The 14,917-nt window shown below is 47.6% G+C and carries 13 protein-coding genes; 5 read left to right on the top strand and 8 right to left on the bottom strand.

What is annotated here, in order from left to right; translation table 11 throughout:
- Positions 1–99 precede the first annotated feature (99 nt).
- Positions 100–816, bottom strand: a complete 717-nt coding sequence (locus ACMXYW_RS16050) for an FKBP-type peptidyl-prolyl cis-trans isomerase (RefSeq protein WP_415904682.1) — start codon at positions 814–816, stop codon at positions 100–102.
- Between the two features lie 137 nt (positions 817–953).
- Positions 954–1,454 (bottom strand): TIGR02444 family protein, encoded by a 501-nt coding sequence (locus tag ACMXYW_RS16055; protein ID WP_415904683.1) that lies wholly within the window; start codon positions 1,452–1,454, stop codon positions 954–956.
- A 22-nt stretch (positions 1,455–1,476) separates the two neighbouring features.
- Here ACMXYW_RS16055 and ACMXYW_RS16060 point away from each other — a divergent pair, with 22 nt between their 5' ends.
- Positions 1,477–3,411, top strand: coding sequence for an ATP-binding cassette domain-containing protein (locus ACMXYW_RS16060; protein WP_415905895.1), 1,935 nt, complete (start codon positions 1,477–1,479; stop codon positions 3,409–3,411).
- Between the two features lie 72 nt (positions 3,412–3,483).
- Here ACMXYW_RS16060 and ACMXYW_RS16065 read toward each other — a convergent pair whose 3' ends face one another.
- Entirely contained in the window at positions 3,484–4,791 is a 1,308-nt protein-coding gene (locus tag ACMXYW_RS16065) for an HDOD domain-containing protein (RefSeq protein ID WP_415904684.1), read from the bottom strand.
- A 117-nt stretch (positions 4,792–4,908) separates the two neighbouring features.
- Between ACMXYW_RS16065 and ggt the strand changes: the two genes are divergently transcribed.
- Positions 4,909–6,663, top strand: coding sequence for a gamma-glutamyltransferase (ggt, locus tag ACMXYW_RS16070; RefSeq protein WP_415904685.1), 1,755 nt, complete (start codon positions 4,909–4,911; stop codon positions 6,661–6,663).
- Positions 6,664–6,690: 27 nt separating this feature from the next.
- On the opposite strand, the gene ACMXYW_RS16075 is transcribed toward ggt, so the two are convergent.
- The 3 genes from ACMXYW_RS16075 to gmk form a co-directional block, all read right to left on the bottom strand.
- Positions 6,691–8,826, bottom strand: coding sequence for a RelA/SpoT family protein (locus ACMXYW_RS16075; RefSeq protein WP_415904686.1), 2,136 nt, complete (start codon positions 8,824–8,826; stop codon positions 6,691–6,693).
- A gap of 169 nt (positions 8,827–8,995) precedes the next feature.
- A complete protein-coding gene (gene rpoZ, locus ACMXYW_RS16080; RefSeq protein ID WP_415886249.1) occupies positions 8,996–9,208 on the bottom strand; it encodes a DNA-directed RNA polymerase subunit omega in 213 nt (70 codons plus the stop codon).
- A gap of 60 nt (positions 9,209–9,268) precedes the next feature.
- The gene (gene gmk, locus ACMXYW_RS16085) at positions 9,269–9,883 is read right to left on the bottom strand and encodes a guanylate kinase (RefSeq protein WP_415904687.1); all 615 of its coding nucleotides are present in this window, start codon (positions 9,881–9,883) and stop codon (positions 9,269–9,271) included.
- Positions 9,884–10,083: 200 nt separating this feature from the next.
- Between gmk and ACMXYW_RS16090 the strand changes: the two genes are divergently transcribed.
- Positions 10,084–11,466 (top strand): peptidoglycan DD-metalloendopeptidase family protein, encoded by a 1,383-nt coding sequence (locus tag ACMXYW_RS16090; protein WP_415904688.1) that lies wholly within the window; start codon positions 10,084–10,086, stop codon positions 11,464–11,466.
- Between the two features lie 59 nt (positions 11,467–11,525).
- On the opposite strand, the gene ACMXYW_RS16095 is transcribed toward ACMXYW_RS16090, so the two are convergent.
- A complete protein-coding gene (locus ACMXYW_RS16095; protein ID WP_415899512.1) occupies positions 11,526–12,389 on the bottom strand; it encodes a YicC/YloC family endoribonuclease in 864 nt (287 codons plus the stop codon).
- A 101-nt stretch (positions 12,390–12,490) separates the two neighbouring features.
- Between ACMXYW_RS16095 and rph the strand changes: the two genes are divergently transcribed.
- On the top strand, positions 12,491–13,261 hold the full coding sequence (gene rph / locus ACMXYW_RS16100) for a ribonuclease PH (RefSeq protein ID WP_415889631.1): 771 nt from the start codon (positions 12,491–12,493) through the stop codon (positions 13,259–13,261).
- Positions 13,262–13,318: 57 nt separating this feature from the next.
- On the opposite strand, the gene ACMXYW_RS16105 is transcribed toward rph, so the two are convergent.
- Complete coding sequence (locus tag ACMXYW_RS16105) at positions 13,319–14,089, bottom strand: exodeoxyribonuclease III (protein WP_415899513.1); 771 nt, start codon at positions 14,087–14,089, stop codon at positions 13,319–13,321.
- A 175-nt stretch (positions 14,090–14,264) separates the two neighbouring features.
- On the opposite strand from ACMXYW_RS16105, the gene pyrE reads away from it, so the two are divergent.
- On the top strand, positions 14,265–14,906 hold the full coding sequence (gene pyrE, locus ACMXYW_RS16110; protein WP_415882844.1) for an orotate phosphoribosyltransferase: 642 nt from the start codon (positions 14,265–14,267) through the stop codon (positions 14,904–14,906).
- The last annotated feature ends 11 nt before the right edge of the window (positions 14,907–14,917 follow it).

Here is a 14,917-nt window from a genome sequence, read left to right on the forward strand (position 1 = left end):
AAGCCTATTTCAGGACGGGACTATTCCCACAAAAATCCAACAAAAAGGCCGATGCTGCATAGCATCGGCCTTTTTAATTCAAATCACGCTAAGAAGTGATTACTTCTTCTCAGCTTCAGCAGCTTCTTCCGCACCTGGGTTAATTTCCAGAAGTTCTACTTCAAAAATCAGAGTTTCGTTTGGACCAATTGCATTGCCCATACCACCTGGACCGTACGCTAGATCAGCCGGGATAACCAAACGCGCTTTACCGCCTTCTTTGATCATCTGTAGACCTTCAGTCCAACCTGGAATTACACCGTTCAACGGGAACGATACAGGTTCGTTACGAGAGAACGAGCTATCAAACTCTTCACCGTTAATAAGCGTACCACGGTAGTGTACTTTTACTGTGTCTGCAGCTGTTGGCGACTTGCCTGTACCAGCTGTTAGCTCTTCGTACTGAAGACCAGATTCCGTTGTTGTAACACCTTTCTTCTTACCATTTTCAGCTAGGTATTTCTTACCTGCTTCAAGGTTGTCAGAACTTAATTGATCGTGTTTTTTCTTCTGCTCTTCCATCTGTTTCTTCTGGAAAGCAGTCATCACTTCGCGTACCTGATCAGGTGACAACTTTGGCTCTTTATCGCCATAAGTTGTTTTAGCAGCTTCAAGGAACGCATCAAAATCAACATTAGGGATCGTCTTAAGCTGTTCACCAACCATCAGACCAACACTGTAGCTAACTTTCTGCTCTTCAGTTTTTAGTTCCACTGCGGAAACCATTGGAGATACCATCGCGGCACCTAGAGCAACCGCCAGCAAAGTTTGTTTCATGCTAAATATCCTTGTTTGTAATTCTTTGGAATCAGCGCGCCTTTTGCGGCAGCTATCCTATCAATTGAGATAAACCTACAAGTTACAACAGGCCTTATTAGTCCCTGATTAAACAGCAAAGTTCAGCGGGGCACCACCTATTCCTTATGATTCGTGCTTAAGTAGGTGTTAGCCGCCTGTAACAGGGGATTCAATGCGCCTAATATCTCTTTATCTATAGGCACTTTTTTAGATTTCAAATAGCTATGCAGGTTTTCTTCAATTATTTCTAAAGACGGTTGTGTTTGCTTTGCCTTTTGGCCCTGTTGATAGAGCAAAGCGAGCTCTATCTGCTCACAAGCCAATTCAGCCTGACGCAACTTCTGATAACAAGCCTCATATTCCGATTCTTGCTGCTTACGTTCACGCACTTTATAACGAACACCACGCAGTGGATGGGTCATCTCCTTCTGCCAGTGATCCGCTTCATCACAAGTAATCGATTCGAGCGCATAGCCCTGTATCCCGCCCCAACAGGCAAAGATCAGACGGTTAATGCTCAACCCAAACTCGTTCTGTAACTCTAAACAGCTCTGCTCTATACCCGGCTGTTGATAAAAGTTGAGCGCAAAGTCCCAAAGGTCATTTTTCAATTGCATCTCTATGTTAAAATCCGCCGCCATGATTCAATTTCAGCAAGTTAGCTTACAACGCGGCCACAACATATTGCTAGAACAAGCCGATCTGACCCTACATTCGGGGTGGAAAGTCGGTTTAGTTGGTGCAAATGGTGCGGGTAAATCCTCTCTGTTTAAACTGCTACTCGGAGAGCTTCACTGTGATAACGGAGACCTCGAGCTACCGGGGGGACTGCGTATCTCTCATATGGCACAGGAGGTTCCGACCTCTGATCGCTCAGCACTCGACTACGTCTTAGACGGTGATTACAAGCTCCGCTCTATCCAGCAAGAGCTTGCGAAAGCAGAAGCCGATCATGATATGAATCGCTTAGGCGAGCTGCATGCCGAGCTCGATAGCCATAACGGTTATAGCGCTGAGTCTCGTGCAGCACAGCTTCTCGCCGGTTTAGGCTTTAGCCATAACGATATCACCCGTTCAGTCAAAGAGTTCTCAGGCGGCTGGAGAATCCGTCTCAACCTAGCTCAAGCGTTGATGTGCCCATCTGACCTTTTACTATTGGATGAGCCAACCAACCACTTGGATCTGGATGCAACGATCTGGCTGGAACAGTGGCTGCGCCAATACCCAGGCATGTTAATTCTGATCTCCCATGACCGTGATTTCCTCGATAATGTCGTGAGCCATATCACCCATATCGAGCGTAATAAGCTGAATCTTTACAAAGGTGGTTACTCGGCATTCGAAATACAGAGAGCTGACCGTCTAGCGCAGCAGCAATCTGCGTTCGAGAAACAGCAGCAACGTATTGGTGAAATTGAGAATTTTGTCCGCCGTTTCCGCGCTAAAGCCACTAAGGCAAAACAAGCGCAAAGCCGTATCAAAGAGCTCGAGCGCATGGAGAAAATTGCGCCTGCGCACATTGATAGTCCGTTCAGCTTTAAATTTTGCTCTGCAGACAAGATGTCGTCGCCACTGCTGACTTTATACGATGCACAGTGTGGCTATGACGATAGCGTTATTCTGGATAAAACCTCTTTGACCCTGACGCCGGGTGCGCGTATCGGCCTTCTCGGCCCAAACGGTGCTGGTAAGTCAACCCTAGTGAAATCCTTAGTAGGCGATTTGGAACTCTGCAATGGCGAACGCCACGAAAGTGACAACTTGCAGATAGGCTATTTTGCCCAGCATCAGCTTGAAGCACTCGATATGGCGGCATCACCGCTGTTACATATCAAGCGCATCAGCCCGAAAGCCTCTGAGCAAGAGATCCGTGATTTCCTTGGTTCCTTCGGCTTTATCGGGGATCGTGCTCTAGAGCCTGTGGATAACTTTTCCGGTGGTGAGAAAGCCCGCGTTGCGCTGTCGATGATCGCTTGGCAGAAACCAAATCTACTCTTGATGGACGAACCGACCAACCACTTGGATCTGGAAGTGCGTCACGCACTGACCCTCGCACTGCAATCGTTCGAAGGCGTACTGATTCTAGTCTCCCATGACCGTCACTTGCTGCGTAATACCGTGGATGAGTTCCTTCTGGTTGCAAATGGCAAAGTTGAAGAGTTCAAAGGTGATCTAGATGACTACCAAAACTGGTTGCTAGAACAGAAGCGCCTCGAACAAAAAGCCGAAGCTGAAGCATTCGCCCCTGCAGCAACGGAAGAGAAAAAGACGCTCTCGGCAGCAGAACGTAAGGAACAGAAACGTTTAGCAGCCGAACGTCGTAACCAGCTACGTCCACTGAAAAAGCAGTTGGAAAAGCTAGAAAAAGCGATGGAAAAGCAGCACGAACAGCTAGATGAGATCGAAACAGCACTCAGTGATAGTTCGATCTACGAAGAGCAAAACAAGGACAAGCTCAAAACCTTGCTACAACAACAAGCGGAGTTGAAACAGCAAGCCGAGCAAACCGAAGAAGAGTGGATGGAGCAGCAAGAAGCTCTGGAAGTCCTTGAGGAAGAACTGGGCGAGCTTTAGGTTTGTCGCTCTAATCTGACAGTTACACTAGAAAAACGGGTGACTGTCAGATTAGATCGAGACTAATGGATATTAGTCACCCAGCAACGCTGTTAACTCTTTAATATCTTCGTCATTACGCATTAGACGGCGGAGCATTTTCGCTACATCAGGCTCTTTTAAGCCAAGCTCTGCATACATCTCTTCAGGAACTTCTTCCAAAGGGCCATCACTCAAACCCTGCTGACGCAGCAGACGGTTTGCCATATACATCACTTTGACATAGTTACTATGCTCACCTGAGTAATCTGGTTCATTCTGATGACGAATCGCTGTCGTTACCTCATCTGGCAACTCCCAACTTGATAGCAACCAGCTACCAATTTGTTCACGGGTAACACTCAACACCTGCTGCTCTACCGAATCTAGGGCAAAGTGAGGGTTTGCCTCGATATAACGGGATAACAATGTGAAATGTGGTGGGAACAGGTGTGCCAGTACTAGATAACCGAAGTTATGTAGCAAAGAAGACAGGTAGATCAAACCCGGTTTGGGCTGATCTTCATTTTCTGGCATAGCACGGCATAACTGCTCAGCAAATGCAGCGTTATAAACCGACTGCAACCAGTAAGGCGTCGCACCACGTGGGCCATCTTCAGGTACACGAAGCATTTCACCCATCGCCGTCCCTAGCGCCATATTGATCACGAGATCAAAACCAAGGACGCGGATAACTGCATCATCAATCGAGCTGACTTTACCTGGAGCGGCATAATAAGGTGATGCCGCCCAGCTCATTACTTGAGCAGAAAGGCTAGGATCAACCCGCACGACCGGGACAAGCTCACTCACGCCTGCTTCTGGGTCAGAGCGAAGCTCGATAATTTTTTTAATCGTTGGAGAAAGAGAAGGAAGACCTAAAGTATCTTCAAGGCGCTGCTTAATTCGCAACTCAGTAAAGCGCTCAACCGCCTGAGTGATAACAACACGGTCATCCCCTTTCGGCTGAACAGCTTCGATCTGCTCTGTGGTAAGCGCTAAGTTACAGCTACTCGCTTTCTCGATCTGTTTAGCACTCACGCCAAAACAAAGCTCAGCGTGCGGCTCGATCAGTTCGACTCGATCGTGCTGCAAAATTTCAGGAGATACCAAAAGCTTGAGAGATAAAAGTTTTTTCTGTCCTTCAGGATGCCTTAAGGCATCTTGGCTAAAATAGCGTTTCGCATCTTCGCCACGAACAGGCTGTAGCTGTCGACCTGTCTCTTTCCAGACAGAAACTAAATTGAGTAATGACGCCGCAGGAAGCAGAGCCAGCACCTTACCTTCAGCATCATGCAATAACACCAAGCGAAACTGCGGTAATTCGCCACTGTTTTCCAGAACCCGTACACCGACTGACAATTTACTCTCTCCAAACCTAGTCTTGGTTTAATCTAAAGGGTAGATTATTAGCAACAATTCGGGAAAGCAAAGTTCTTGGTCAAAAATTAACGATTTAAATCAGTTTAAATGAGAAAAATGTCGAAAATTCTCCAAATTAGCCAAGCATTGCTGATCATCTTCTCACTGCTCGGTCTTTCCGCTTACGCTGTGGAAGAAGACCTTGCTCCCGAATCATCTACCGGGCTCTATCAAAGCGAAGCGATCGCCACCCAACAATCCTTAGTCGTAACCGCACACCCTCTTGCTACTCAGGCAGGCCTAAGCATTCTGCAACAAGGCGGTACAGCCGCAGATGCTGCCGTAGCCATTCAAGCCATGCTGACCTTAGTTGAGCCACAATCCTCTGGTATTGGTGGCGGCGCGTTTATGCTCTATTGGGATCAGGAGCAGCAAACGCTGAAGGCTTATGATGGCCGCGAGACAGCACCGGCGAAAGCAGACTATCGACTGTTCCAAAAGAATAAAAAGCCGATGCCTTGGGTAGAAGCGATGGTCGGTGGGCGCTCTGTTGGCACACCCGGTGTCTTAAAAATGCTGGAGGTCGCGCAAGAAAAGCACGGCAAGCTCGCATGGCAGGATCTGTTTGACGGTGCCATTCAACAATCTAGAGAAGGCTTTCCGATAGGCCCACGCTTACATAAACTGATCGCCAGCGGTATCAACCCAGGGCTGAACCGCTATAGCGAAGCGAGAAACTATTTCTACAACCCTGACGGTTCCCCACTGCCGATAGGCTTTATCAGAACTAACCCCGAATTAGCTGACAGTTTGCAGTTAATTGCTGATAACGGCACCCAAGCGTTTTATCTAGGCCCTATTGCAACCGCAATCGCGGATAAGGTGCAGTCCATTACGGACAATCCGGGTTTACTCGATAAAAGTGACCTAGCTAGTTACCAAGCTAAAGAACGCGATCCGATCTGCCTACCCTATAAAGAGTATCGTGTGTGTGGCTTCCCGCCGCCAACCTCTGGCGGCGTCACTGTACTGCAGATACTAAAACTGCTTGAGCAACATGATCTAGCAACCTTTGCCCCAGAGAGCTTGGAGTTTAACCATCTCTTCACTCAAGCATCCCGTCTCGCTTTTGCGGACCGTGGCCGTTATCTAGCTGATAGTGATTTTGTCGATGTGCCTGTACAAGGATTACTCGATCCTAACTACCTAAATGAGCGCTCCAAACTAATCTCACCAGATAAAGACTTAGGCCAAGCTAAGGCAGGTAATCCTCCGCACGCTATGGCTAACTTTGTTGATGCCCAATCCCCAGAACGCCCCTCCACTACTCACTTTGTGGTGGTAGACCGATGGGGTAATGCGGTGTCGATGACCAGCAGTATCGAGATGGCGTTTGGTTCAACACTGATGGCAGGTGGCTTTCTGCTAAACAATCAGCTAACGGACTTCTCTTTTAAAGGAATTAGCAAAGGGCAGATCGTTGCCAACCGCGTGCAACCGGGTAAACGTCCACGCAGCTCGATGTCGCCGTTTATGGTATTCGACGCAGATGGCAATCTACATGCAGCCATTGGCTCTCCTGGCGGAAGCCGAATCATCAACTATGTAGCGCAAAGCCTGCTGCTGATGTTCAATTCAGATCTAAGTTTGCAGAAGATCGTTAATCAGCCGCATATCAGCAACCGTAACGGGCTAACCGAGCTTGAGGCGGACACACCTATAGATCAGTTGCAGCAGCCATTAGAAGCGATGGGGCATCAGATAAAGGTAAGAGATCTGAATAGTGGCTTACACGGATTCCGTCGTCTGCCATCAAACGAATGGGAAAGTGCAGTAGATAATCGAAGGGAAGGTTTAGCACTAGGGGAATAACTAGTGCTAACTTTTGCGAAAACGAAATCAGTCGCGGGTAATACGGTTCACACTCTTCAAGCGACGCAGTTTCTTCATCACGCGTGCCAAATGGATACGGTCAGTCACTGTCACTTCCATATGGACATTCGCTAACTGGCCTTCGTGCTCACTAATATCAATCGCAACAACATCCGCACCTATGCTCGAAGCTGTAGTAGCAAGCTCGGCAATTATGCCTCGGTGCGACTCAACCTGAACGGTCAGATTAACGCTGAACTCTTCGTCTAAATTATCTGACCATTCTAGGTAGATACACTTCTCAGGATCATCACGCAGGTAGCCTATATTACGGCAATCAGTCTGATGGATAACTAAACCACGGCCAGTACTGATATGACCAATAATCGAGTCACCCGGGATAGGTAAACAGCACTTCGCATACTGCAGCACCATACCCTCGGTACCTTTAATCGACATCGGTTTCTGGCGGCGATTGGATTCATCGTCATCGCCGCTTACTTGCAACTCTTCTTCCGGACGCAATCTACGCGCAACCACATAAGCCATACGATTGCCCAAGCCGATATCTTCTAGCAAGTCTTCCATGCTATCCAATTCAGCTTCTTGAAGCAGCTCACGCAGTTTGAACGGGTCTATATCGTTTAAGGTCGCGCCATAATTGGCGAGGAACTGATTTAACAAGCGCTGACCAAGCTCCACAGACTCGTGACGCTGTTGATTCTTCAGGTAGTGACGAATCGCTGTACGCGCTTTACCTGTGACAACAAAGTTGAGCCATGCCATATTTGGCTGAGCGCTTGGGGTAGTAATAATTTCAACAGTTTGGCCGTTTTCTAACGGCTGAGACAGCGGCGCCAATCGGCGGTTTATACGGCAAGAGACACAAGAGTTACCGACATCGGTATGAACGGCATAAGCAAAGTCGACCGCTGTCGCACCACTTGGTAGCTCCATAATCTTACCCAGCGGCGTAAAGACGTACACCTCATCAGGGAACAGATCGGTCTTAACACTGTCGATAAACTCCATCGAGTTACCGGCACGCTGATGCATCTCTAACAGGCCCTGCACCCATTTACGGGCACGCTTATAACTGCCTAATGCGCTGTCAGACGCATCTAATTCTTCTTCGTTCTTGTAGTGGCTATGCTCAGCAATACCTTGATTAGCCACTGCATCCATCTCATGGGTACGAATCTGCACCTCGATGGTGATATCACGTGCGCCGAACAGATCAGTATGTAGAGACTGATAGCCGTTGGCTTTAGGGATCGCGATATAGTCTTTAAAGCGGTCGTGCACCGGTTTATACAAATTATGCACGGCACCGAGTGTACGGTAACAGTCATCAACTGAGTCGGTCACGATACGGAAAGCAAATACGTCCATGATCTCAGAGAAGGACTTACGCTGCGCCTTCATCTTGGAGTAGATGCTGTAAAGGTGCTTTTCACGACCAGTAACCGTGCCACTCAACCCCTCTTTCTGGAGGCGTTTTTCAATCGTTTCCTGAATCGAGCTGATCACATCTTTACGCTGACCACGCGCTTGAACTACTGCTCGACGGATATGCTTAGCACGCATTGGGTAATGCGCTTGGAATGCCAGATCTTCCAACTCCACCTGCACATCACGCATACCTAAGCGTGCGGCAATCGGTGCGTAGATATCCAGCGTTTCACGAGCGATGCGTCGCTGCTTATGCCCCGGCATCGCACCCAAGGTACGCATATTGTGAAGACGGTCCGCCAGTTTCACCAAAATCACGCGGATATCTTCCGCCATCGCCAACACCATCTTCTGGAAGTTGCTGGCTTGGGCTTCGGCTTTAGTTTCAAACTCTAGGTGGGTCAGTTTAGATACGCCGTCAACGATATCGGCAACGGCTTTGCCAAACTGGGATTCGATCCCTTCGTAGGCGATCTCGGTATCTTCGATAACATCGTGCAGCATGGCAGCCATCAGGCTCTGATGGTCCATACGCAATTCTGCAAGAATATTTGCCGCGGCAAGGGGGTGAGTTACATAAGGTTCACCACTTTTACGCTTCTGGCCATCATGGGCCTGCTCGGCATAAAAATAGGAACGACGCACCTGCTGAATCTGTTCCAGATCCAGGTAATCATTCAGGCGTTGAGAAAGTGCGTCAATGGTCGGCATTACCCCTCCAGTGCTACAAACAAATAAATGCACATTACATCTGATGATGCCGCATTCATTCTGCTAGGAAAAGACCTAAACAAGGAATTACTAACGAATTTACCAACAAGTATAAACACAAACGCCCCGCATAATAGCGAGGCGTCTGATAAAGCAGTGTACTTAGGGCTTAGTCTTGCTCGACTTCGTCCAGAACAGTACGGTCAGTGTGACCTTCTGCAATTTCGCGTAGAGCAACAACGGTTGGCTTGTCGTTTTCCCACTCTACTTTTGGTTCTTTACCGCCAGTAGCAAGCTGACGTGCGCGCTTAGCGGCAACCATAACCAACTGAAAACGGTTATCTACGTTTTCTAGGCAATCTTCAACGGTAACTCGTGCCATGGGGGTAACCTCAGAATTCGGTACATTAAAAAGACCGCGCAGTTTACCTGCATATTTGGCTTATGACAATAGAGAACTCAACAGATCACGGCAACGTTCTTGCTGCTGGGCGATCTGCATACGCTGCGACAGGAATACGCCGTGTAATTCGCGCAGTGCCTGATCAAAATCATCGTTGATCACAAGGTAATCGTACTCGCCGTAATGACTCATTTCGCTCGCCGCTTCAGACATACGTAGGTTGATCACCTCGTCACTGTCCTGACCACGGTTAGTCAGGCGTTCCTGTAGTGCTTCACGGGACGGCGGCAGAATGAAAATAGACAGGCATTCAGGCATCAGACGACGAATCTGCTGCGCCCCCTGCCAATCGATCTCCAGAATCACATCTTTACCCTGCTCTAGCTGATCCTCAACCCAACGCTGAGAGGTGCCATATTTATTGGTAAATACTTCAGCAAACTCTAGGAAATCAGAGGCTTCAATCATCTGATTGAACTCATCCATAGACACGAAATTGTAGTCCACACCGTTTGTTTCGCCCGGACGCATGTCCCGCGTGGTGTGGGATACTGATACGACAATATCATTATCCTGTTTTAGCATCGCCTTAACGAGACTGGTTTTACCCGCTCCCGAAGGAGCCGAAACAACATATAACGTGCCTTTAGCCATGTGATTTCTCATACTCAAATTGAAGCAGCAAACCGTCTTGCTGCAGGGCTATTATAAGATCTTTCCCCTTTTTCACCATGAAAACAGACTAAATAAGCGATTTAAAACCACGAATCGTGAGGAAATACGGGCCTTTCAGCGATAAATACTATATGATCGAAAGTACATATGACTCAAACTTTGTACGACGGTTTACTTTGATGCGCTGGATTTCAGCCTCAGCAGGTTTTGTAACAGCTTTACCTAAGCGCCACCAGCGCGCACTTATAGCCTTAGCAGCAATGCTTCTAGTGGCGGCTTTTCTACCCTCTGGCGATCGCCCTCATTCGTCCACACCTTTATCTTTAGAACACCTTGTGGACACCGATGCGCCAATCTTTGAGCAACCAAAATTTAGCATTCGCCAGCTAAAAGCCCCTTGGACTTTTGACAGCGTACCCGACGCAGAAACCCTGTTAGTTCCAGATACAGGCACTAATGGTTACCAATACATCGTTCGTAAAGGCGATACCTTAGGTAAAATATTTGAGCGCTTACACCTGCCTCAAAAAACCATGTATCAGCTGCTCGAAACTGACGTAAACGTTCTAGCTTTGGATAATCTAATGCCGGGGCATACATTAGTATTTGAAAAACAAAATCAAAAACTACAGCGTTTAGAACTGCAATTTAGCCTTGCGCACAAAGTTGTGTATACGCGAAAAGCAGATAGTTTTGAGTTTGAAGAGATTCGTATCGAAGGTGATTGGCAAGAGAAGCTAATCCAAGGCGAGATCCTCTATAGTTTTACTGGTTCGGGCAAAAAAGCTGGTCTAACTCAAGCTGAGGCGCAATCGATTACTCAAGTGCTCAAACAACGCGTGGACTTCCGTCGCGATATCCAACGTGGTGATAAGTTTGAAGTGCTCGTTTCTCGCCAATATGTTGATGGCGAAGCAACCGGCAACACTAAAGTTGAGGCGATCCGTATAAAGAACCGCCACAACATCAGCGCTTTCCTATTTGAAGATAACTACTACGACGAGAAAGGCCGTAACTTAGAGAAAGCCTTCCAGCGCTATCCATTTAACGGTAAATACCGCCTATCTTCACACTTTAATCCGCGCCGTAAACACCCTGTAACTGGCCTGATTCGCCCACACAACGGTACCGACTTCGCCATGCGCATCGGCACACCGGTGGTATCAACCGGTGATGGTGTGGTAACCCGCGTGGTTCGCCACAAATATGCCGGTCTCTATATCGAGATCAAACACGGTCAGAGCTACAAAACCCGTTACTTACACCTACATAGATCCTATGTAGTGAAAGGCCAACGCGTAAAACGCGGTCAAAAGATCGCCCTATCCGGCAACTCAGGCCGCTCAACCGGTGCTCACCTGCACTTCGAACTACATAAAAACGGCCGACCTGTGAACGCAATGAAGGCCAAAATCCCAATTGCGGTATCACTTACTGGCAAGAAAAAGAATGATTTCAAACGCCAACTTAAAGACTATATTGTTCGCTTAGATCAGCCTAAGAATGAGCAACAACTAGCTTTGAGCAATAAAGGCGAAAAAAGCGCACAGAGTACGCTTTAAGTAAGGCTTGAAGAACGCCTACTCGAGTCCGAGTAGGGTTCTGATGATTCTAGATTGAATCACTCAATATTCTGAATTTGCTCACGCATCTGTTCGATAAGTACTTTCAGTTCCACTGCACACTGAGTTGTGCTTGCTACAATCGATTTTGAAGACAGCGTATTCGCTTCGCGGTTTAGCTCCTGCATTAGGAAGTCTAAACGACGACCGATTGGGCCTTTTTGTTTTAGAACACGGCGTACTTCTTGTACGTGCGTATCTAAACGGTCCATCTCTTCATCAACGTCGGCTTTTTGTGCTAGCAGAGCGATCTCTTGTTCAACGCGGCCTTCATCTAGCTCTACTTTCAGTTCTGCTAAGCGCTGATGCAAATTATCGCGCTGGTTTTGCAGAATCTGCGGCATTTTTTCGCGAACTTCCTTCACGATTTCACTGATGGCATCTAGGCGCTGGTTGATCAGTGTCGCGAGTTCAACACCTTCGCGGCCGCGGCCTTCGATCAGGTCTTTAAGTGCTGTACCGAAAAGATCTTTCGCGGATTTTTTGACTAGATCCATATCTAGCTTGGTGTCTTGCAATACACCAGGCCAGCGCAGTAGTTCTAGTGGATCAAGCGCTTGGTGCTCTTTCAGCATCCCTTGGATCTGCTCAGCTGCTTGTACAACTTCTTGCGCGTAGGCAGGGTTAACCACCAGCTGTTGAACTTTGGCTTCTGGGTTGAAGCGCAAAGTACATTCAACCTTACCGCGGCTGAGATTTTTACGTAGCTGCTCACGTAGAAAACCTTCGAGCTCTTTTAGGTTTTCCGGTAAACGCAGGTGAGGTTCCAGATAACGATGGTTAACGGAACGGATCTCCCAACTTAGAGATCCCCATTCGTGCTCGGCTTCCTGTCGAGCAAAAGCTGTCATGCTACGTGTCATATTGTTCATTCTCGATTAAAATGCATCATTAATTCGCATTGTAACAGCCTAGCTCGGCAGTGCCACGCTATGGCAGACCAGAATATTGATAAAGGACAGGCATGAGTTCATCTATTTCAGAACAGCTGCAAACTCTTGGTATTAAGAAGCACCGCCCAAGCGGACGTGAAAATGATCAGATGCGTGAAGTTAAGATCACTCGTAACTTTACTATGCACGCTGAAGGCTCAGTTTTAGTTGAGTTTGGTAATACAAAGGTGCTTTGTACTGCAACTGTAGAACGCGGTGTGCCTCGTTTCTTGCGCGGTTCTGGTCAAGGCTGGATTACTGCTGAATACGGCATGTTGCCTCGTTCTACGACGTCTCGTAACGGTCGTGAAGCGGCTAAAGGCAAACAAGGCGGTCGTACTGTAGAGATCCAACGTCTAATCGGTCGTTCTCTGCGTGCTGCGCTTAACCTTAAAAAACTGGGCGAAAACACGATCACTCTAGACTGCGACGTTCTGCAGGCGGATGGTGGTACACGTACAGCGTCTATCACAGGTGCTTATGTTGCCCTTCAGGATGCGATCAACGTACTTAAGCAAGATAAGAACGGCGCGATGAAAGGCGACCCTATGGTGCAGAAGATCGCTGCAGTGTCTGTAGGCATCTATGAAGGTGAGCCAGTTCTAGATTTGGATTACGCTGAAGACAGCAAAGCTGAAACCGATATGAACGTGATCATGACCGGTGACGGCGGCTTTATCGAAGTGCAAGGTACCGCCGAAGGCGCGCCTTATACTCAGGAAGAGCTGAACGCGATGTTGGATCTAGCACGCAAAGGTATCTCTGAGCTGATCGATCTGCAGCAAAAAGCTTTGGCTGAATAAACCTTCAGCCCATTAAAAAAGGAGCCTATCGGCTCCTTTTTTGTTTTCTAAATCGTCTTAATCAAAATCGTAATCGATGATGATTGGTGCGTGTTCACTGAACATCTGATCACGATAGATCTGTGCATTTTTAACCGTCTTACGCAGGCTTGCAGAAGTGATCTGATAATCCAAACGCGCACCTTCGTTCAACTTACGGGCACGGTTATAATCAGGCCACCAGCTGAATTGACGTTCCGCTTTGTTGATCTGACGGAAGGCATCGATATAGCCCATCTCATCAAAGATCTCAGCCATCCACTCACGCTCTTGCGGCAGGAAGCCAGAAACCGTCTGGTTAGCGTACCAGTTACTCAGATCGACTGGTTTGTGCGCAATGTTGGTCGTACCACAGAAGATAAACTCTCTACGCTTACGCAGGGTTTTATTTAGGTGGCCGATAAAATCGACCATAAAGGCTTCTTTCTGCTGCTGTGCTTCTTCGCTCTTCAAACCAGAAGGCAGGCAGAACGACCCAACACTGACATCATCAAAGTCCGCTTGGATAAAACGGCCGTGCTGGTCACACAACTCAAAACCCAAACCGGTCATGATCGCTTTAGGAATGGTACGGCTGTATATAGCTACGCCACTGTAACCATCTTCCCAAGCATCGAAGAAGTATGAGTGATAACCTTCGGGGTGATAGCGTTCGTCATCAAGTTGATATTCTTTCGCCCGCAGATCCTGCAAGCAAACAACATCAGCATCTTGACGGACCATCCAGTCAAAAAAACCGTTTTCAGTAGCTTGTTCAATACCTTGAGCATTGAATGTGATGACGCGCATAGAAGGTGTTCCTGTCCGTTATCAGACTTATCTATTATTTTTAGCGATTGGTCGAATTGTATAGGGAAGTTAAGCAAAATGAAATTTTTTGAGTGTTCGTTGAACAATGGAGACTCAAGGCTTCCGCTGGTAGAATAGCCGCAAAATTTTTACCCCTTTCCCAGCGGAGTTTGCCATGCAAGATTACCAGCGCGAGTTTATTGAGTTTGCTATCGAACAGAACGTACTACGTTTTGGCGAGTTCACGCTTAAATCTGGCCGTACTAGCCCTTACTTTTTCAATGCAGGTCTTTTCAACACAGGTACTGCGCTAGCTAAGCTTGGCCGCTTTTACGCTCAGGCGATCAAAGATTCTGGCGTTAACTATGACGTACTGCTTGGCCCTGCGTACAAAGGTATCCCGCTAGCTGCGACAACAGCGGTAGCCCTATCTGATCAGCACGGTGATGACGTTCCTTACGTATTCAACCGTAAAGAAGCTAAAACTCACGGTGAAGGCGGTAGCCTTGTAGGTGCACCTCTAGAAGGTGGCGTGATGATCATCGATGATGTAATCACAGCCGGCACTGCAATTCGTGAAGTAATGGAGATCATCGATCAAGCGGGTGCAAAACCTGCTGGCGTTGTAATTGCCCTTAACCGTCAAGAGAAAGGTAAAGGCGAACTATCTGCGATTCAGGAAGTTGAACGCGACTACAACATGCCTGTTATCAGCATTGTAAGCTTAGGTGATCTGATTGATTACTTGACTGAAAAAGGCGATATGGCGACTGAACTTGAAGCGATTCGTAAATACCGCGACGAATACGGCATCTAAGTTTTGCTTTA

The sequence above is a fragment of the Neptuniibacter sp. QD48_55 genome (assembly GCF_047778115.1).
Taxonomy (GTDB): Bacteria; Pseudomonadota; Gammaproteobacteria; order Pseudomonadales; family Balneatricaceae; genus Neptuniibacter.

Coding starts and splice junctions, on each gene's coding strand:
- ACMXYW_RS16050 (WP_415904682.1), bottom strand. CDS start 816: ATGAAACAAACTTTGCTGGCGGTTGCTCTAGGTGCCGCGATGGTATCT.
- ACMXYW_RS16055 (WP_415904683.1), bottom strand. CDS start 1,454: ATGCAATTGAAAAATGACCTTTGGGACTTTGCGCTCAACTTTTATCAA.
- ACMXYW_RS16060 (WP_415905895.1), top strand. CDS start 1,477: ATGATTCAATTTCAGCAAGTTAGCTTACAACGCGGCCACAACATATTG.
- ggt (WP_415904685.1), top strand. CDS start 4,909: ATGTCGAAAATTCTCCAAATTAGCCAAGCATTGCTGATCATCTTCTCA.
- ACMXYW_RS16075 (WP_415904686.1), bottom strand. CDS start 8,826: ATGCCGACCATTGACGCACTTTCTCAACGCCTGAATGATTACCTGGAT.
- rpoZ (WP_415886249.1), bottom strand. CDS start 9,208: ATGGCACGAGTTACCGTTGAAGATTGCCTAGAAAACGTAGATAACCGT.
- gmk (WP_415904687.1), bottom strand. CDS start 9,883: ATGGCTAAAGGCACGTTATATGTTGTTTCGGCTCCTTCGGGAGCGGGT.
- ACMXYW_RS16090 (WP_415904688.1), top strand. CDS start 10,084: ATGCGCTGGATTTCAGCCTCAGCAGGTTTTGTAACAGCTTTACCTAAG.
- ACMXYW_RS16095 (WP_415899512.1), bottom strand. CDS start 12,389: ATGACACGTAGCATGACAGCTTTTGCTCGACAGGAAGCCGAGCACGAA.
- rph (WP_415889631.1), top strand. CDS start 12,491: ATGAGTTCATCTATTTCAGAACAGCTGCAAACTCTTGGTATTAAGAAG.
- ACMXYW_RS16105 (WP_415899513.1), bottom strand. CDS start 14,089: ATGCGCGTCATCACATTCAATGCTCAAGGTATTGAACAAGCTACTGAA.
- pyrE (WP_415882844.1), top strand. CDS start 14,265: ATGCAAGATTACCAGCGCGAGTTTATTGAGTTTGCTATCGAACAGAAC.